The following is an 18,660-nucleotide window of genomic DNA, read 5'->3' as shown; positions in this document are numbered from 1 at the left end:
GGGGCGGATCGATGAGTACTGTGCGCTTCGTTCGAGGCGCGCGGCGTGAAGTGCCCCGATCGCCGGGCGGCGAGGTCAACCTGCAGCCACCACCGGAAATTCCACGGGCCGTTCCCGGCAATCTGCTGATGAAGCTGATGCCGTTGGTGATGGTTGCAGCGATGGTCGGGATGGTCGCGCTGATGTTCACATCGGGTGCGGCGGCCAACCCGATGATGTTGATGTTCCCCGCGATGATGCTGATGTCGATGGTGGGAATGCTCGCCGGCGGCGGAAAGTCCGGCGGGGCACGCACGGCGGAGGCAAACGAGGATCGCAAGGACTACCTGCGGTATCTCGATCAGCTCCGCCGTGACGTCGCCGAAACCGAACGGGCGCAGCGCAAGGCTCTCGAATGGAGTCACCCGGATCCCGAAACTCTGTGGTCGGTCGCCGGAACCGAGCGAATGTGGGAGCGACGTCTATCGGATCCCGATTTCGCTCACGTGCGCGTCGGATGCGGGGATCAGCGACTGGCCACCCGTCTGGTACCGCCCGAGACCGGGCCGGTGGAGGAGCTCGAACCGGTCTCGGCCGTCTCACTGCGCCGATTCGTACGGGCGCATTCGGTGGTCGCCGCATTGCCCACTGCCGTGTCGCTGCGCGGATTCGCTGCGCTCTCGATAGCGGGGGATCGCGATTGCGCCCGGGCCATGACCCGGGCGATGTTGGCTTCGCTGTGCAGCTTTCACGGCCCCGACCACCTCGCGGTCGCGATCGTCTGCGGTCCGGACACCGTGGAACAGTGGGAGTGGACGAAATGGCTTCCGCACACACAGCACGAGAGCCTGCGCGACGGGGCCGGATCGGCACGGATGATCTTCGGAAGCTTCCTCGAACTCGACAGCGCTCTGGGGGAGGTGCTCGGCCTGCGCGCTCGATTCGCCCGCGGCGCAGTGCCGGTCGCCGGTGTCGTGCAGTTGGTGATCGTGGTGGACGGTGGGCTCCTCGACAACCGGTCGACCGATCTCACCGACACCGGACTCGATTCCGTCACGATCATCGACCTGTCCGGACTGTGCCCCAGACTCGCGGCCTCACGTGGTCTTCAGTTGCTCGCCGAGAACGGGACGATCGGCGCAGTCAGCGGAACGACGGTCGAGGTGTTCGCCGTCGCGGACTCGATGAGTACCACCCAGGCGGACGCCGTTGCCAGGCGCCTGTCGCCGTTTCGTGCTCCGGCGGCCTCGTCGGCAGTCGAGGTCGTCGACGACGACGGGGTCCGAGTCTCTGGATGGAACAGTCTGGTCGGGATCGCCGATGTCGGTACCCTCGACACCGACCGCGCCTGGACGATGCGTCGCGGACGCGACAGGCTGCGGGTACCGATCGGCGTCGCGCCCGATGGCAGTGCGGTGGAAATCGACCTGAAGGAATCCGCCGAGAACGGCATGGGGCCACACGGGTTGTGCATCGGCGCAACAGGTTCGGGAAAATCCGAGTTTCTCCGCACGCTCGTTCTTGGATTGGTGTCGACGCATGCACCGGAACAGCTGAACCTGGTGCTCGTCGATTTCAAAGGCGGTGCCACGTTCGCGGGCCTCGAGTCCGCACCACATGTCGCCGCGGTGATCACCAACCTGTCCGAGGACTTGGCCTTGGTCGATCGGATGCGCGACGCCTTGGCCGGGGAGATGAACCGTCGCCAGGAGCTGCTGCGCTCGGCCGGAAACTTCGCCAACGTCTCCGACTACGAGCGGGCACGCGCCGCGGGAGCAGATCTGGTGCCGATGCCTGCCCTGTTCGTGGTAGTCGACGAGTTCTCGGAACTGCTCAGTCAGCAGCCGGAATTCGCCGAGCTGTTCGTCGCGATCGGTCGGCTCGGACGTTCTCTGCACATGCATCTACTGCTGGCCAGTCAGCGCCTCGAAGAGGGCAAGCTGCGTGGGCTGGACAGTCACCTGTCCTACCGAATCGGCCTGAAGACATTCTCCGCGAACGAGTCTCGTTCGGTTCTCGGCGTTCCGGATGCCTATCACCTGCCTGCTCAGCCCGGCGCTGGCTACCTCAAATGCGATTCCGCTGAAATCGTCAGGTTTGCTGCGGCCTACGTGTCCGGTCCTTACGAGCCTCCGCGGGTGACCACCGGAGCGAGAACCGCGCTGGGAGTCGACATCCGCCCGAAGCCCTTCACGGCCTACGCGGTACCGCTCGACCCGCTCGACCTCCCTCGCGTCGATCCGGCCGAGGTACCCGTGGAGGAACCGCGTTCGGTGGACCCCGATGGCACGGGTGTCTCGGTTCTCGATGTCGTCGTCGGACGAATCCGTGGTCGCGGGACGCCGGCTCACGAGGTGTGGCTGCCCCCGTTGGACGCCGCTCCCACGTTGGCCCAGTTGTTACCGGGATCTGTCGTGCCCCAGCGCATCGATCCGCTCAGCAGACTGCGTGCCTCGATCGGCATCGTGGACCGACCGTTCGATCAGCGCCGCGATCTGTTGACTGTCGATCTGTCCGGTGCCGCCGGGCACGTCGCCATCGTCGGAGCTCCGCAATCGGGGAAGTCGACGGCTCTTCGATCGTTGATCCTGGCATTGGCGCTGACTCATACGCCTGCGCAGATCCAGTTCTACTGCCTGGATTTCGGCGGCGGAACGCTGGCCGGTCTGGCAGATCTACCGCACGTGGGCTCGGTGGCCAACAGGCTCGACGTCGACCGAGTTCGGCGGACGGTGGCCGAGGTCGCCGCTGTCGTTCGGCAGCGGGAGAAGACGTTTCGTGAGCGCGGGATCGACTCGATGGCAGAGTTTCGACGTCGACGTGCCGGGCAACCGGTCGATCCCGACGATCGATTCGGCGATGTCTTCCTGGTGATCGACGGATGGCCGTCCATCCGATCGGATTTCGAGAGCCTCGAACAGCAGATCGCAACGTTGACCACGCAAGGACTCGCTTTCGGACTGCATTTGATCCTCACTGCATCGCGCTGGGCCGAAGTCAGGCCCGCGACCAAGGACCTGATCGGTACCCGGTTGGAACTTAGGCTCGGGGATCCCTCCGATTCGGATATGGGGCGAGCCAAGGCGGCGAGCGTCCCGGAGGGACGACCGGGGCGAGGGATGACCAGGGACGGCTTGCACCTGTTGATCGCGCTACCGCGGGTGGACGAGCTGAACTCGGTCGAGGACCTGTCGTCCGCGGTGGGCGATGCGGTTGCGGCTGCCGCGGCGGCGTCGCCAGGACTGTCTGCACCTCCGGTTCGGATGTTGCCGGAATTGCTCGATCGATCCGACATTCTCGGGCGGCTCGGTGATACGTGGCCCCGATCGCGTGGGTCGATTCCCGAACTCGGGATTCCGATCGGCATCGACGAAGCCGAGCTGGCACCGGTACTGGTGGATTTCTCGGAGAATCCACATTTCGTGGTGTTCGGCGACAGTGAATGTGGGAAGACCTCGCTACTGCGGGGAATGTGCCGGTCGCTCGTCGCCGCGAATTCCGCCGATCGGGTCAAGATCATCATCGCGGACTATCGCCGAACCCTGCTCGGGACAATCGATTCCGGCCATCTTGCGGGATACGCAGCCTCCCAGCCTGCGCTGACCGCCATGATCGTCGACCTGGCCGGTCGCATGAGCGACCGCATGCCCGGTTCGGATGTGACGCAACAACAGCTTCGTGAGCGGTCCTGGTGGGACGGTCCCGAGGTATTCGTCATCGTCGACGATTACGATCTGGTGGCCACATCGTCGGGAAACCCGTTGGCACCGTTGGTAGAACATCTTCCGCATGCCCGAGACATCGGGCTTCACCTCATCGTGGCCCGACGCTCGGGCGGTGCTGGCCGGGCGCTGTTCGACCCGGTGATCGGGCGCTTGCGCGATCTCGTGACGCCGGGGTTGGTGATGAGCGGGAGCCGCGACGAAGGGAATCTGCTGGGGACGGTGCGGCCGAGTGCCATGCCGCCCGGACGCGGTGTGTTCGTCGACCGCTCCGGGCAGGTCCTCGTTCAGCTGGGGCATTCGAGTTGAGTACGTCGTGGCGTTATGCCGCAGTGCATCTGGGATACACCGAGATCTCCGTCGTCGCTACAAGCGGTCTGCTCGAGGGACCGAGGGAGAGCGTCGGCTCGGCGTTCGCTTCGGCCGAGGGCGGAGATCTGGTCTTCGGGTCCGCCGATGCGGGAGGGGAGATATCTCCTCTGCTGTGTATCGACGATCCGGCGATGGCGGTGGGTACCTCGGTATGGGACAGCGCGGATGTGCTGCTCGGAATCGTGTCCTCGGCGCTGCAGGGTGCCGGGGTGTCCGATCGACTCGACGTGTTGGAGATCGCGTATCCGTCGATCTGGGGTGAGCAGCGGTCGAGTTCGATACGTGCCGTCTTCGCAGGCACGGCGAGCGAGGTGGTGCTGGTGGAGACGGCCGAGGCCGCGGTGGCGTCATGGGGTGAACGGGCCCCGTCCGCGGCGATGGTCGTCGAAGTGGGGCCCTTGGACACGTCCGTGCTGGTCATCGATGAGACGGGGGACTGCGGCGGGGACACCGGTGCCGTTCTCGCCTTCGGTATCGATGACGAGTGGCGGCGAGCGGTCGACGAGTACGTTCGGTCGTCGGTGGACCCCTGTCCCGACGAGGTGTTCGTGGTGGCACCGTCGCGCGGCCGCCCAGAGCCCATTGCCGATCGCAGCACGCACTGGCTGACCGGACTCGATATTGCCCGGTCGCTGTATCGGCGAGCCGGTGCCGAGATCCACTCGGTGCCGCCGGTTCGAGCCGCGACGACGCGATCAGCTGCGTGGCTCGACGACGTCACATCATCGTCTACGAACCGTCGATCGAACCGGCGCACGGTGGGGCCTGCGGTTGCGGCCGTCACGGCGGTGGTCATCGCATCGGCTTGTGCGGCCCTGTATTTCGCATCCGCAGGTGCCGAGACCATCGGTGCTGCAGCAGTGCAACCGTCGTCGACGACCGAGGTTGCAGACGCACCGTCGTCGTCCGCGGCCGAGCCGCCGGCGCTTCCGACAGCCTCGCCCGAGGCATCCGGGCCGGCCGAATCGGTGACGTTCGTATCGGGGCGGGCCTCGGTGCGTCTTCCGGCCGGCTGGACGAGGCTCGACGACCCGGCCCGCATGGTGTTGATTCCGCCGACCCCGCCCGAACGGCGCATCGTGGTCACGGTGGCAGACCTGAACCCGGGTTCGACGCAGGCTCAGGTGGCCGCCGACCTCCGAGTGGCTGTCGATGCCCGTGGCCCGGACTCGACAATCGGATCCCTCGAACTCACCAAGGACTTCGGTTCTCGCATCGGGATCGCCTATCTGGAGTCGCCCGCCGACGACTCGACAGTGCTCTGGCGGGTCTTCGTCGAGTCCGATCTTCAGGTCAGTATCGGTTGCCAGTTCGAGGGGGACGATTCGGCCGTGATCGACACCGAATGCGGACAGGCCACCCAGACGCTCGAGATCGTCCCCTCGTCATGAGCAGCCGAGTCGGAGTATTTCCGGCCCGGTCGGAACCGAACCGAGGGGTCGCTGCGTCCAAGGAGATGTAGGGGAGTGAGAGGGCCGAACACGGCTACTCGGTCGAGCATCACGTGTACCGCGGGTGCACGGAATCGAACAACGAAACAAGGAGTCGAAGTGGGATATCCAGGGGGACCGGAATCTACGGGTTCGTCGAACGGCGTCACAGTCACACCACAGGAGCTGATGGCTGCCGGTGCCACGATCGAGGGCCTGAGCGTGTCGATCAACGCCTCCAATTCGGCGGTTCGCTCCATCGTCGAGCAGACCGCCCAGGCCTGGGTCGGTAAGGCGGGCAAGTCGTTTCAGGATGTCATGGCGCAATGGGATACCAGTGCGCAGAAGATGCGCAGTGCGTTGGAGCAGATCTCGGCGGATATCAAGACCAACGGCCACGGCTACTCGGACGCCGACGACGACAATGTCGCGGCCGTCAACCAGGTAGCCGGATCCCTGAACTCGGGACTGTCCAGCTTCAAATAGACCCTCGTATCCGGTGACCACACGTACCACCCGACCAAGCCCGACCTAGGAGACCGAACCGACATGAAATACGACTTCGCGCAGATCGCGGCGTTGACCGAGGCGATGAACAAGCAGGCGAACGTGACCAAGGACCTGCTGGCAGACGTGGACAGCACCGCTAAGCGGCTCTATCAGTCGTGGGAGGGCGACGCGATGACGTCGTACTTCGAGCTGCAGCGCCAGTGGAATTCTGCATCCGACGAGCTCAACCTCATCCTGTCGAGCCTCGTGGCGGCCGCCCGCACCGGTGGCGAGACCATGCACGGCGTCGAAATGGCCAACAAAGCGCGGATGGCGCGCTGACTTTTCTCTCTCGACGTTCTGAAACTGCCTGTGCCCCGGCCGAGGAATCGGTCGGGGCACAGGCAGTTTCACTCGATCCGACAGCTGTTCGGTGTCTACTGGTGTGATGATGGATTTCGGAACCGTCCTCGAGGGGGAACGGTCGCGTTCCGAACACCGGCTCGAGTCCCTTCGGGAGGAACTGGCGTCGGTGATCGAAGGATCGCGCTGGACCACCGACGATGACGAGCACGACCCGGAGGGGTCGACGATCGCTTTCGAGCGCGCGAAGATCGCCGCTCTGATCGACGACACCGAGTCCGAGCTCCGCGAGATCGACGCGGCCCGAGCGCGGCTCGCCGCCGGCACGTACGGTTCCTGCGAGCGGTGTGGCCGCGAGATTCCGCTGATGCGGCTCGAAGCGCTTCCCGCCGCTCGGCGGTGCGTGCTGTGCGTCCGACTGCGCTGAGGCGTTTTGACCTGGGCGAGCACTCCCGGTATCGTCTCCCGTTGGCGTGTATGGGCTCGCCGCGCATTGTCGATGCGTATCGAGCTCTTGTCCTCGGGTCTCAACTGGCCGCCGAGGGCACTCACTCGTCTTGGCCAGCAGCGACATCATGAAGACAGGAATTTTCTGTGTCTACTTACGCCCCGAAGGCCGGGGACACCACCCGGACGTGGCATGTGATCGACGCCACGGACGTCGTGCTCGGACGCCTCGCCGTCCAGGCTGCGACTCTGCTCCGTGGCAAGCACAAGCCCACCTACGCACCCAACGTCGACGGTGGCGACTTCGTCGTCATCATCAATGCCGAGAAGGTTGCCATCAGTGGCAACAAGCTCGACGGCAAGTTCCATCACCACCACTCCGGCCATCCGGGCGGTCTGAAGTCGCGCTCGACTCGCCAGGTGCTCGAGAACAACCCCGATCGTCTCGTGGAGAAGGCCGTCGTCGGCATGATCCCCAAGAACAAGCTCGGTAATGCCATCGCGAGCAAGCTGAAGGTCTACGCGGGTCCGAACCACCCGCACGCCGCTCAGCAGCCCGTACCGTTCGAGATCAAGCAGGTGTCCCAGTGACGGCGCCGGAGGGAAATGACGTGACGTCGCAGGAGAACATCGAAGAGATCGCCGCCGACGAGTTCGTGGCAGTCGAAGAGCCCGAGGTGACCTCGGACATCGAGGCTGCTGCCGCGGCTCCGGCTCCGATCGTGTTCGATCGCCCGATCCAGACCGTCGGTCGTCGTAAGGAAGCTGTCGCTCGCGTCCGGCTGTCCTCGGGTGGCGGTGGCTTCAAGCTCAACGGTCGCACCCTGGAGGACTACTTCCCCAACAAGGTGCACCAGCAGCTCATCAAGGCTCCGCTGGTGCTCGTCGACCGCGCAGAGTCCTTCGAGATCACCGCACTGCTGCATGGTGGCGGACCGTCGGGACAGGCAGGCGCGTTGCGTCTGGCCATCTCGCGAGCCCTCATCGAGGTCACGCCCGATGATCGCCCGGCACTCAAGGCTGCCGGCTACCTCACGCGTGACGCTCGTGCAGTCGAGCGCAAGAAGTACGGCCTGAAGAAGGCCCGTAAGGCGTCGCAGTACTCCAAGCGCTGACGCGTCTTACCCGTTTCATCCTCGAGGGCAGGCATCCAGCAGTATCGGACGCCTGCCCTCGAGGCGTTTCTCACGACTTTCTCTCCGCTCGAAGGAGTTCTTGGTTCATGGCGCGATTGTTCGGTACCGACGGGGTTCGGGGACTCGCAGGCGGGGTTCTGACCGCAGAACTGGCGATGAAGATCGCGCGAGCCGCAGCCAGCGTATTGGCACCGAACACCGACGCAGGCAGGTGCGTGGCAGTGGTCGGCCGAGATCCGCGCATCAGTGGTGCGATGCTCGGTGCCGCGGTATCGGCCGGTCTCACTGCCTCGGGTGTCGACGTGATCGACGTCGGTGTGCTGCCCACGCCCGCGGTCGCATACCTGACGGCCGAATACGGTGCGGCACTCGGTGTGATGATCTCTGCATCCCACAACGCGATGCCCGACAACGGGATCAAGATCTTTGCCGCAGGTGGCCACAAACTCGACGACGACGTGGAAGACCGAATAGAGGCGGCCCTCGATTCGACTGGCCCCTCCCGCGGAGACGGGCTCCCGCTCGACGTCACCGGTGCCTCGATCGGCCGTATCGAACTCGCGCAGGACGCGGGAGGCCGCTACACCGAGCATCTCGTGGCCTCGGTCTCCCATCGACTCGACGGCCTGCGCGTCGTGGTGGACTGCTCGCACGGTGCCGCCTCCGTCGTCGGACCGGAGATCTATCGACGGGCCGGTGCCACGGTCGTAGCGATCAATGCCGAGCCCGATGGCATCAACATCAACGACGGGTGCGGTTCGACGCACCTCGAGGGGTTGCAGAAGGCCGTCGTGGAGCACGGAGCCGACCTCGGCATCGCGCACGACGGAGATGCCGATCGATGCCTCGCCGTCGACGCATCGGGTGCAGTGGTGGACGGGGACGCGATCATGGCGGTGCTGGCCATCGCGATGCGCGATGCGGGTCAGTTGACCGACAACACGTTGGTCGCCACGGTCATGAGCAATCTCGGGCTCCACATCGCGATGCGTGAGGCTCGAATCACGCTGCGCACCACCGCCGTCGGGGACCGCTATGTGCTCGAGGAACTGCGTCGCGGGGGATTCGCGCTCGGCGGCGAGCAGAGCGGGCACCTCGTGCTTCCCGCGGTCGGAACTACGGGCGACGGAATCGCGACCGCGCTGCGGCTGATGGAACGGATTGCGCAGACCGGAAGTACTCTCGCCGATCTCGCGTCGGTGATGCGGACTTTGCCGCAGGTGCTGATCAACGTGCGCGTATCGGACAAGGCAGCCGTGGCATCGGCCCCGTCCGTCTCCGACGCGGTGGCCGTGGCCGAGCGTGAGCTCGGGGAGACGGGTCGAGTCCTGTTGCGTCCCAGCGGTACCGAACAGTTGGTGCGAGTGATGGTCGAAGCGTCCGAACTCGACCTGGCGACCCGGCTCGCCGAGGAGCTGGCGGGCCGGGTCGCGTCGGTCTGATCTTTCAGTCGGTGAGTTCGCGCAGTGCAGTCAACTGCGCGACGCGGCCCGCGGTGTTCTCGGCCAGCGGCGCGACATTGAGCGTGGTGACTCCCGCTTCGGCGAACGCGGCGACCCGCTCCTTGACGTAGCTTTCCGGCCCGATGAGATTGACCGAGCGGGCGAGCTCGTCGGGGACGGCGGCTGCAGCTTCTTCCTTCTTGCCGGCAAGGTAGAGGTCCTGGATCTTCGCGGCCTCGGCCTCGTAGCCGTACCGCTGAGCCAGCGAATTGTAGAAGTTCTTCCCCTTGGCTCCCATGCCGCCGATGTAGAGCGCCAGATGCGGCTTGACCCAGGGAAGGTACTTCTCCGCATCCTCGCCGATGGCCAGCGTGGGGCTTGCAAACACCTCGAGTTCGCCCAGTGAAGGATCACGCTTGGCCTTGCCTGCCTCGAGGGAATCGCCCCACACGTCGGCAGCTTTCTCGGGGAAGTAGAAGATGGGCTGCCAGCCTTCGGCGATCTCGGCGGTGAGCTCGACGTTCTTGGGGCCCAGAGCAGCAATCACAACCGGAATGCGGTCGCGCACGGGATGATTGATCAGCTTGAGGGGCTTGCCGAGCCCGGTGCCTCGGTCGGCGGGCAGCGGAATCTGGTAGTACTTGCCCTGATGTTGCACCTTTTCGCGTCGCCAGACCTGCCTGCAGATCTCGATGACCTCACGGGTTCTCGCGATGGGTGCGTCGTACTTGACCCCGTGGAAGCCTTCGACCACCTGCGGTCCCGAGGCCCCGAGCCCGAGGACGAATCGACCCTCCGAGACGTAGTCGAGCCCCGCCGCGGTCATGGCGGTCAATGACGGTGTCCTGGTGTAGATCTGGAAGATGCCCGACGCGATCTTGATGGTGCTCGTCTTGGCTGCGAGGAATCCCAGTTGGCTGACCGCGTCGAACGAGTAGGCCTCGGGCACGAAGATGATGTCGAGACCTGCCTTCTCGAGCTCGGCGACCTCGGCAACGGTCTCGTTGAAACCACCGCTGTAATTCAGCATCGTTCCGATGTGCATGGGACTCCTCGGTCGTTGAGCAGCTGGTGAAGCTACTTCAGGTACCTGTTACTGACATTTCACATCGGGACGTTACCGCTCCGTGCGGAACCGATGTGCGTCGGCGCACGTCATAGTCGGAAAGGGGCACGTGAAGGGGGCGGGACGTATGAGCGATGGATTCGTGGTGGACGTGGTCCGCGTCAGAGGAGTTGCGGATGCCCTGGCGGCATCGGCCGATGTCCTCGGCGGCGCTGCAGACAGCGTGGCCGATCCAGGCTTCGGTGCGGCGGGGGCCGGGCGGAACTACGGTGATCTCGGAGCCGCCTACACCCGCGCTCACCTGGGGCTCGGCCGCGCAGTCGGGGCGTGGAAATCCTCGGTCGACGACATTTCCGACGCCCTCACCGCGTCGATGAACGAGTACGAAAGCCAGGACGAGGCCACCGTCCGTGCGATCGAGTTTCCTCGATGACGCCTCCGCGCGACTCGTTGACGCCGGGCTCGTCGGTCGAGGACATTCTCGACGCGCACGCGATCGGTCTGCTGCATTTCGAGCGCTTCCTGCCTCTGGTCGGTCGAGTGCCCGGTAGGGGCGGTTGCCCGGAGTACGAGCAGGTGTGTGCGAGATACGACGAGCAGCGGGGCCTGAACCTGGCGGCGCTCGATGCCGATGCAGACGCGGTCGAGGCGATGTCTGCAGTACTCGCCGAACAACTCGAAGAACACATTCAATTGCGCCGAGTTCTGAGGTTGCGATGGCACGGCGACGCAGGCGATGCCGTGCAGAGCTACCTCGCAGCGGAGCAGCAGACCGCGGCGGACTTTCTCCTTGCGATCGAGGATTCCCATCAAACGATGTGCGCCGCCGTCGACGTTCTGCGCGAGGCTGTCACCGACAAGGCGGAACTGGTCGGAGGTCTGGATATCGAGACCGTCGATGGTAAAAACACCGATCAGATCGACGCGATTTTGCTGGCGTCCGGAATCGAATGCCTTCCGGTCGATCGGGAGACGGTGTTCCCCCGATTGGGTTCGGTATTTCCCGACCTCGCCGAGCGAGCGGGCAGCCCCGATCTCTCCGACGAGTTCGCGGCCGAGGTGGCGGCGCGTTGTCGGAGCTGGATCGACACCGAGTTCGTGCCACGGATGAAGGGCACATGCGACGCCGTCATGCATGCCTGCAGCTGCACCGATACCGCCGTGCGCGACTGTCTGGCGTTGGTCGTGAAGGCGCTGGACAGCGTGCACGAGCCCTCGTTCGCCGAGCTGGACGACCGAGGATGGACGATCACCCCCGGTGCGGCGGCACCAGCCGATCCATGGCCGGTGTTCGACGGGCCTGCGTCGCCCCCGGCAATACCTGCGGGATCTGCGGCACCGGAACCAGCGGGGCCGACGACGACAGGGTCGGCGAACGACCCCGCCACAGTCGCCACAGTCGGCGGTGGCGGCGCGGAACCCGGCGCACTGTTCGACGGGACGGCGCCCGGTGCCGTGCTCGGCCATGCACTGGACGGGCTGGTGGATCGGGTGGTGACCGAGATCGTCGGGCGGGTCGAGGACGCCTTGGATACCGGCGGCCCTGACAACAGTGCCGACCAGGACAACAGTGCCGACCGCGAGCCCAGTGGCAGTGCAGACCGAGCCCGTACCGAGGGTCCATCGGCACCAGGTCCTCGGGAGACGGACGGCGGGGCGTCGATGCCGGACGGCATCTCCGGTGCTGGATCGCCGTCGCGGCCTGTAGCTGTCGACGCGGATGAGCGCGGCCATCTCGAGGCGGAGCTCGATGGCCATCGGGCACGTATCGCGCTCGAGCACGATGGTGCGGTCTCGCTGGAACTCGACACCCCGGGGCTCGGGATTCGCTCGTTCGAGCTACGAATCGGTCCGTTGGGACTGCCCGAGGTCGTCGAGGTTCCCGGCAGTGACGCGAACTCACAGCAGGCTGCGGCGGCCGAACCAGTACCGGCCCCCGAAACTACCGACCCGATGACCCCGGACCCGGTAGCGCCGGGCCCGGTAGCGCCGCAACCGATGGCCCCGGACCCGATATCTCGGGACCACATGGTGCCGGAACCAGCGCCGACGGAACCAGTGCCGGCCGAACCAGCGCCGACGGAATCGGGTCTCGGCGATGTCTCGTCCGATCCGGGGGAGGACGCGCAGGAGCAGTGCCGGTCCGAGCCGGGCGGGGATGCCCCGCCCATCGGTGAGGACTCGGCGGGCGCACCTGCCGTGGACGCACCGCTCGCCGCTGCACATTCGGTATCGGCGGATCGCCCTGCATCCGACGATCAGCCCCACCTCGATGGACCGCAGCCAGGGCCGGGCACCGGTGCCGGCCTGAGCGAGGCGGGGACACTGTGAGCTCGGACGGCTGGTGGCGGCGAGAGCTGCATCGGATACGCGACGAACATCGACGGGGGCTGGCGGATGCAGCCGAGGTGATTCGTCGGGCCCGAACTCCGACCGCTGTTCGAGACCACCTCGACTCGGACATCGCGATCAGTCCCGATCACGACATCGATCCCCATCGCGGTTCGGTACTGCGGCCCGCTCATCTGGATCGTCGAGAGCCGTCATCGCATGTCGAGACCGAACCCGAACAGCGGCCCCGATCGTGGTTGGTCTGAAGGCCGGCGTTCAGCCGCGTCCGAGCAGAGCCTTGATCGACGCAGAGGCCTTCGGCTTGGGCTGCGCGTCGAGCGGCGAGTGTGGATCGACAGCCCTGGTGCCGTCGATCTCGCCGGTCGATCCGGCCAGCTCCTCGTAGTCGGAGTCACCGGTCAGGTGGAACAACAGGAACGCGGTCAGTACGGCTCGGGTGCGCTGCTGCGTCTTGCGATCGGGTTTGTTGATGCCGAGGGCACCGAGAATCCGCCGACCCTCGACGAATCCATCCGCTGACGAGCCGTCTACCCGTCGCAGGACGGGGTTTCCGGGCCAGGCCTGGGCAAGTGCGAGCGAGTTGTCGGTGAGCGAATCCGCGTTCGAGTTGTCGCCGACGACGAGCCCGGGCACGGTCAGACCGGCTGCGGCGTGCTCGGACGAGGGGGCAGTCGGTGCCGGGAACAGTGCTGCGACGGCTTTGATGTCGGACCGGGTCGAGGCGGCGAGGACAGCGGCTCCGGCACCCATCGCGTGACCGGCTGTGGCGAGTTTCTCCGGATGCACGCTGATGTTGCCCGGCCCGAGCCGCACTCCGGTCATGATGTCGAGCACAGTGCCCAGGTCGGTGGCGAGGCCCCGGTGCGAGGGAACGAGCCCGCGCTCGGAATCAGGTGCTGCAACGACGATGCCCCAGGACGCCAAGTGCTTCAAGGTGTCGGTGTAATGGCCAGGTCGGAGCATCCAGCCGTGTGCGAAGGCCACGCCGGGCAGGCCGAAGCCCTCGGCCGGGGTGTAGACGACGCCGGGTTGCCCGGCCAAGGCCAGGTTGCCTCGGAGTACCTTGTGCGGGCCGCGCTTGGAGAGAGCAGATGCCAGCTTCTTGGGTTTCGCCACGAGAGATGACGGTACCGAACCTTGGCTCGTGAGGGGGACACCGGACACGTTCACCTGAGCGAATGGGTCGTGCGGGTCGTGCCGAGTACCCTCAATCACCATGTGCGGAATCGTGGGTTACGTCGGCCACCGCCCAGCTCTGGGTGTGGTGGTCGAAGCGCTTCGGCGTATGGAATATCGGGGCTACGACTCGGCGGGGATCGCGATACTCGATGGTGCGGGCGCAAGCGCGATCGAGCGTAAGGCGGGTCGGCTGGCGAATTTGGAAGCCGAGCTCGACGACGTCGGCACCGACAAGTTCGTGGGCACCACCGGGATGGGCCACACTCGGTGGGCGACTCACGGACGGCCGACCGACCGCAATGCCCATCCACATCGTGATGCGTCGGGCACGGTCGCAGTGGTGCACAACGGCATCATCGAGAACTTTGCTCCGCTGCGCGCCGAGCTCGAAGCGGTAGGGGTGGAGTTCCTCTCCGATACCGACACCGAGGTCGCGGTGCACCTGGTCGCTCGTGCCTACGCAGACGGCCCGACCGCAGGCGACTTCGTTGCCAGCGCGAAAGCAGTACTGCGGCGACTCGAAGGTGCATTCACCCTGGTGTTCACCCATTCCGATCATGCGGACACGATCGTCGCGGCGCGCCGCTCCACGCCGCTGGTGCTCGGTGTCGGCGACGGCGAGATGTTCCTCGGATCCGATGTCGCTGCGTTCATCGAGCACACCCGCGATGCCGTCGAACTCGGCCAGGATCAGGTCGTCGTCATCACCGCCGACGGATACGACATCAGTGACTTCGAAGGAAACGAAGTACAGGGGCGTCCGTTCCGCATCGACTGGGATTTGGCAGCTGCCGAGAAGGGCGGCCACGACTACTTCATGCTCAAGGAGATCCAGGAGCAGCCTGCCGCAGTGGCGGATACGCTGCTCGGGCATTTCGCCAACGGTCGAATCGTGCTCGACGAGCAGCGCCTGTCCGATCAGGAACTGCGCGACGTGGACAAGGTGTTCGTCGTGGCCTGCGGCAGTGCGTACCACTCGGGTCTGCTCGCCAAGTACGCCATCGAGCACTGGACCAGGCTCCCGGTCGAGGTCGAACTGGCCAGCGAATTCCGCTACCGCGATCCGGTCCTGGATCGATCGACCCTGGTGGTCGCCATCTCACAGTCCGGCGAAACCGCGGACACGCTCGAAGCTGTGCGGCATGCCAAGGATCAGAAGGCGCGCGTTCTCGCGGTCTGCAACACCAACGGCTCGCAGATTCCTCGCGAGGCCGACGCTGTTCTGTACACCCGGGCGGGTCCGGAGATCGGCGTGGCCTCCACCAAGGCATTTCTCGCTCAGGTGACGGCCAATTATCTGGTCGGTCTGGCGTTGGCCCAGGCACGCGGCACCAAGTACCCCGACGAGGTCGCCCGCGAGTTCGCCGAACTCGAAGCCATGCCCGAGTTGGTGCAGCGGGTTCTCGAAACGGTGGAACCGGTGCGAGCGCTCGCGCGTGAATTGTCGACGGCCACGACAATTCTGTTCCTCGGCCGCCACGTGGGGTACCCGGTTGCGCTCGAAGGCGCGCTCAAGCTCAAGGAACTCGCGTACATGCACGCGGAGGGCTTTGCGGCGGGCGAGCTCAAGCACGGACCCATCGCGCTCATCGAGGACGGTGTGCCGGTGATCATCGTGATGCCGTCACCGAAGGGTCGCGCGGTGTTGCATTCGAAGATGCTGAGCAACATTCGCGAGATTCAGGCCCGTGGTGCGTGGACGGTCGTCATTGCCGAGGAAGGCGACGAGGCCGTCCGGCCTTTCGCGGACAATCTGATCGAGATTCCGGCCGCATCCACGTTGTTGCAGCCGCTGTTGTCGACGATCCCGTTGCAGGTGTTCGCCGCCGAGGTCGCGCAGGCGCGTGGCTACGACGTGGACAAGCCGAGAAATCTGGCCAAGTCCGTCACCGTCGAGTAGTAGTCGACCTGCCGGCGGCGGCACCCGGTCGTCTCGGGACGTAAGGGTGCAGCGGTGTTGCAACGAGAGGACGTGAACATGCGTGGCTACTACACACCCGAGCAGATTCGGAACGCGGAAGCGCCGCTGCTGAAGTCGTTGCCGAACGGTGTGCTGATGCGCCGCGCTGCGTACGGTGTGGCGACGATCGTGGCCCGCGAGCTGGCCGAGCGCACGGGCGGCGTCGCCGGTCGACGAGTGACGATTCTGGTGGGCACGGGCGACAACGGCGGCGACGGTCTGTGGGCCGGGGCGTTTCTGCGTCGGCGTGGCGTGGCGGTGTCTGCGCTGCTACTCGACCCGGCGAGGGCACATGCCGCGGGGCTGGAGGCGTTACGCGCGTCGGGCGGACGAGTGGTGAGCAGGTGCGGACCGGCCGATATCGTCATCGACGCCATCGTGGGAATTTCGGGAAAGGGCCCGCTGCGACCCGACGCCGCTGCGGTTCTCGGGCAGGTCACCGCACCGATCGTGGCTGTCGATGTACCCAGCGGAGTCGATCCCGAGACCGGTGCGGCACCGGGGCCTGCCGTGACGGCCGATGTGACGGTGACGTTCGGTGCCCGCAAACCGGTGCATGTCCTCGCCGTGCCTCGTTGTGGCCGCATCGATCTGGTCGATATCGGACTGGAGCTCCCGGCTCCGGCGATGACATCGTTCGAGCCGGCCGAGGTCGGGCGAATCTGGCCTGTTCCTACTGCCTCGGACGACAAGTACTCGCAGGGTGTCGTAGGTGTCCTCGCGGGCAGTGCGGAGTTCGCCGGTGCGGCGCTGCTGTGTGTCGGAGCCGCTGTCTCGGCGACCTCCGGCATGGTCCGTTACGTGGGCAGTGCAGGTAACGACGTTGTCTCGCACCATCCTGAGGTCGTCGTCGCCCCGGATCTCGAGGCGGCCGGGAGAGTGCAGGCGTGGGCGGTCGGTCCTGGCTTCGGAACCGGCGAGGATTCGGCAGAGATCGTGCGGACCGTGTTGGAGACAGATCTACCGGTGGTCGTCGATGCGGACGCGCTGACGATTCTCGCTCGCAACGAAAGTTGGGTCGCCGGGCGCACTGCACCGACTCTGCTGACCCCGCACGCCGGAGAATTCGCCCGTCTGACCGGAGCGGACCCCGGTCCCGACCGCGTGGGTGCTGTGCGGGATCTCGCCTCCCGGTGGGGTGTGACCGTGCTGCTCAAGGGGCGCGCAACGATCATCGCCGATCCGGACGGCACCACCGTGGTGAGCGACGCGGGTGGATCGGCCGCATCGACGGCAGGGTCCGGTGATGTGCTGTCGGGCATTGTCGGATCCTTGCTGGCATCGGGAATGACACCGTCGACGGCGGCGGCCTGTGGGGCGCGAGTTCACGCATTGGCCGCAGCGCGCGCTGCGCAGGGGTCAGGGGGAGAACTCGCGGCACCGGTGTCGGCGAGTCGTTTGTGCGCGGCCATCCCGGAGGCGATTCGCATCGTGCGCTCACTCACAGTGGGGTCCGGATAGTTTCTGCGTCGCTCGAGAGACCGAGTGTGTCATGTGTCGTGCCACCCTGGTCCGTCGTACGCGTGGCTCGGGTGGCACTATCGAACGTTGTGACTACCGGCTGCGGCATTGCGAGAACCGATTCGGGCGCGGTGGCGTCGATCGGTCTCGATGCGGTGGCCCACAACGTTCGCGTATTGCAGCAGTTCGCCGGACATGCCTCCGTGATGGCGGTCGTGAAGGCCGACGGATACAACCACGGCGGCGTCGAGGTGGCGCGTGCTGCGGTCGCGGCGGGCGCGCAGGAACTCGGCGTCACAACCATCGGCGAGGCCCTCGAACTGCGCGCAGCGGGGATCGACGTGCCGGTGCTGACGTGGTTGCACCGTGTGGATTCGGATTTCGCTGCTGCCATCACCGAGCGGGTGGGAATCGGCGTATCCACTTCGCGGCAACTCGACGCAGTGGTGGATGCAGCGGAGCGTGTCGGGGATACCGCCGACGTCTCGCTCAAGATCGATACAGGTCTGAACCGCAACGGGGTCGCGGAGGCAGATCTCGATGCCGTGCTCGATACGACGGCAGCGGCCGTCGCGTCGGGCAGTGTGCGGTTGACCGGAATGTTCTCGCACTTGGCCTGCGCCGATGAACCCGATCACCCGGCCAACGATGCTCAGGCCGAGCGTCTCCGCGATGCGGTCGCTCGCGCCACCAGGCGCGGAACGCCTCCGGCGGCTGTGCACCTGTCAAACTCGGCAGCCACCCTGACCCGGCCCGATCTCGGTTTCGACATGGTCCGTCCGGGTATCGCTCTGTACGGTTTGTCGCCCGTGCCGTCGTTGGGAATGTTCGGCTTGCGGCCGGTGATGACCCTGTCGGCGCAGGTTGTGAACATCAAGACGGTGAGCGAAGGTGAATCGGTGTCGTACGGCTATACCTGGACCGCGCCGACCGACACCGTGGTCGCCCTCGTCGCGCTCGGATATGCCGACGGTGTCGTCCGGAGACTCAGTGGTCGGTTCGAGGTGACGATCGCAGGTCGGCGCTATCCCTCGGTGGGACGAGTATGTATGGACCAGTTCGTCGTCGACCTCGGCGGTGACGGCTCGGGTGTCGCGCTCGGCGACGAGGCGTTATTGTTCGGCACAGGGGACAGGGGCGAGGCGAACGCTCAGGATTGGGCAGACGCGCTCGACACGATCAGCTACGAAGTCGTCACCGGCATTCGTGGACGTGTTCGACGACGGTTCGTCGACGCGCGCTCAGGGGAGGCGACACATTAG

General features: G+C 65.8%; 16 protein-coding genes. 14 read left to right on the top strand and 2 right to left on the bottom strand.

Going from position 1 to position 18,660, the window contains the following annotated elements; translation table 11 throughout:
* Positions 1–11 precede the first annotated feature (11 nt).
* The 8 genes from eccCa (at position 12) to glmM (ending at position 9,380) form a co-directional block, all read left to right on the top strand.
* Positions 12–4,010, top strand: a complete 3,999-nt coding sequence (gene eccCa, locus J1M87_RS21565) for a type VII secretion protein EccCa (protein WP_206491845.1) — start codon at positions 12–14, stop codon at positions 4,008–4,010.
* A complete protein-coding gene (locus tag J1M87_RS21560; RefSeq protein WP_206491844.1) occupies positions 4,007–5,464 on the top strand; it encodes a type VII secretion-associated protein in 1,458 nt (485 codons plus the stop codon). The genes eccCa and J1M87_RS21560 overlap by 4 nt, the downstream gene beginning before the upstream one ends.
* A gap of 159 nt (positions 5,465–5,623) precedes the next feature.
* Entirely contained in the window at positions 5,624–5,989 is a 366-nt protein-coding gene (locus J1M87_RS29090) for a WXG100 family type VII secretion target (protein WP_206491843.1), read from the top strand.
* Positions 5,990–6,052: 63 nt separating this feature from the next.
* Positions 6,053–6,334, top strand: coding sequence for a WXG100 family type VII secretion target (locus J1M87_RS21550; protein WP_206491842.1), 282 nt, complete (start codon positions 6,053–6,055; stop codon positions 6,332–6,334).
* 106 nt (positions 6,335–6,440) lie between these two features.
* The gene (locus J1M87_RS21545) at positions 6,441–6,782 is read left to right on the top strand and encodes a TraR/DksA C4-type zinc finger protein (RefSeq protein WP_206491841.1); all 342 of its coding nucleotides are present in this window, start codon (positions 6,441–6,443) and stop codon (positions 6,780–6,782) included.
* Between the two features lie 167 nt (positions 6,783–6,949).
* Positions 6,950–7,393 carry a 50S ribosomal protein L13 gene (gene rplM, locus J1M87_RS21540; RefSeq protein WP_027496344.1) on the top strand — a complete coding sequence of 148 codons (444 nt, stop codon included), beginning with the start codon at positions 6,950–6,952 and terminating at the stop codon, positions 7,391–7,393.
* Complete coding sequence (gene rpsI, locus J1M87_RS29085; protein ID WP_206491839.1) at positions 7,390–7,917, top strand: 30S ribosomal protein S9; 528 nt, start codon at positions 7,390–7,392, stop codon at positions 7,915–7,917. Before rplM ends, rpsI begins: the two co-directional genes overlap by 4 nt.
* Before the next feature lie 107 nt (positions 7,918–8,024).
* Complete coding sequence (glmM, locus tag J1M87_RS21530; protein ID WP_206491837.1) at positions 8,025–9,380, top strand: phosphoglucosamine mutase; 1,356 nt, start codon at positions 8,025–8,027, stop codon at positions 9,378–9,380.
* 4 nt (positions 9,381–9,384) lie between these two features.
* Here glmM and J1M87_RS21525 read toward each other — a convergent pair whose 3' ends face one another.
* The gene (locus J1M87_RS21525) at positions 9,385–10,425 is read right to left on the bottom strand and encodes an LLM class F420-dependent oxidoreductase (protein ID WP_206491834.1); all 1,041 of its coding nucleotides are present in this window, start codon (positions 10,423–10,425) and stop codon (positions 9,385–9,387) included.
* Positions 10,426–10,573: 148 nt separating this feature from the next.
* Here J1M87_RS21525 and J1M87_RS21520 point away from each other — a divergent pair, with 148 nt between their 5' ends.
* Genes J1M87_RS21520 through J1M87_RS21510 form a run of 3 tightly spaced genes read left to right on the top strand, consistent with a single transcriptional unit; the run spans position 10,574 to position 13,043 of the window.
* The gene (locus J1M87_RS21520) at positions 10,574–10,879 is read left to right on the top strand and encodes a hypothetical protein (protein WP_206491832.1); all 306 of its coding nucleotides are present in this window, start codon (positions 10,574–10,576) and stop codon (positions 10,877–10,879) included.
* A complete protein-coding gene (locus J1M87_RS21515) occupies positions 10,876–12,777 on the top strand; it encodes a hypothetical protein (RefSeq protein ID WP_206491831.1) in 1,902 nt (633 codons plus the stop codon). Before J1M87_RS21520 ends, J1M87_RS21515 begins: the two co-directional genes overlap by 4 nt.
* The gene (locus J1M87_RS21510; RefSeq protein WP_206491830.1) at positions 12,774–13,043 is read left to right on the top strand and encodes a hypothetical protein; all 270 of its coding nucleotides are present in this window, start codon (positions 12,774–12,776) and stop codon (positions 13,041–13,043) included. The genes J1M87_RS21515 and J1M87_RS21510 overlap by 4 nt, the downstream gene beginning before the upstream one ends.
* Before the next feature lie 10 nt (positions 13,044–13,053).
* On the opposite strand, the gene J1M87_RS21505 is transcribed toward J1M87_RS21510, so the two are convergent.
* Entirely contained in the window at positions 13,054–13,914 is an 861-nt protein-coding gene (locus J1M87_RS21505) for a hypothetical protein (protein ID WP_206491828.1), read from the bottom strand.
* A gap of 100 nt (positions 13,915–14,014) precedes the next feature.
* Here J1M87_RS21505 and glmS point away from each other — a divergent pair, with 100 nt between their 5' ends.
* From glmS to alr, 3 genes are all read left to right on the top strand, one after another.
* Positions 14,015–15,877 carry a glutamine--fructose-6-phosphate transaminase (isomerizing) gene (gene glmS / locus J1M87_RS21500; protein WP_206491825.1) on the top strand — a complete coding sequence of 621 codons (1,863 nt, stop codon included), beginning with the start codon at positions 14,015–14,017 and terminating at the stop codon, positions 15,875–15,877.
* Positions 15,878–15,955: 78 nt separating this feature from the next.
* Complete coding sequence (locus J1M87_RS21495; RefSeq protein WP_206491967.1) at positions 15,956–17,398, top strand: NAD(P)H-hydrate dehydratase; 1,443 nt, start codon at positions 15,956–15,958, stop codon at positions 17,396–17,398.
* An 89-nt stretch (positions 17,399–17,487) separates the two neighbouring features.
* Positions 17,488–18,660 (top strand): alanine racemase, encoded by a 1,173-nt coding sequence (gene alr, locus J1M87_RS21490; protein WP_307830898.1) that lies wholly within the window; start codon positions 17,488–17,490, stop codon positions 18,658–18,660.

The organism is Rhodococcus sp. KRD162, from assembly GCF_017168335.1.
GTDB lineage: Bacteria > Actinomycetota > Actinomycetes > Mycobacteriales > Mycobacteriaceae > Rhodococcoides.
This window is presented reverse-complemented; position numbering and strand designations above follow the sequence as displayed.

Excerpts from the sequence above, each read along its gene's own strand:
- eccCa (WP_206491845.1), top strand. The coding sequence starts at position 12 with ATGAGTACTGTGCGCTTCGTTCGAGGCGCGCGGCGTGAAGTGCCCCGA.
- J1M87_RS21550 (WP_206491842.1), top strand. The coding sequence starts at position 6,053 with ATGAAATACGACTTCGCGCAGATCGCGGCGTTGACCGAGGCGATGAAC.
- J1M87_RS21545 (WP_206491841.1), top strand. The coding sequence starts at position 6,441 with ATGATGGATTTCGGAACCGTCCTCGAGGGGGAACGGTCGCGTTCCGAA.
- glmM (WP_206491837.1), top strand. The coding sequence starts at position 8,025 with ATGGCGCGATTGTTCGGTACCGACGGGGTTCGGGGACTCGCAGGCGGG.
- J1M87_RS21525 (WP_206491834.1), bottom strand. The coding sequence starts at position 10,425 with ATGCACATCGGAACGATGCTGAATTACAGCGGTGGTTTCAACGAGACC.
- J1M87_RS21520 (WP_206491832.1), top strand. The coding sequence starts at position 10,574 with ATGAGCGATGGATTCGTGGTGGACGTGGTCCGCGTCAGAGGAGTTGCG.
- J1M87_RS21515 (WP_206491831.1), top strand. The coding sequence starts at position 10,876 with ATGACGCCTCCGCGCGACTCGTTGACGCCGGGCTCGTCGGTCGAGGAC.
- glmS (WP_206491825.1), top strand. The coding sequence starts at position 14,015 with ATGTGCGGAATCGTGGGTTACGTCGGCCACCGCCCAGCTCTGGGTGTG.
- J1M87_RS21495 (WP_206491967.1), top strand. The coding sequence starts at position 15,956 with ATGCGTGGCTACTACACACCCGAGCAGATTCGGAACGCGGAAGCGCCG.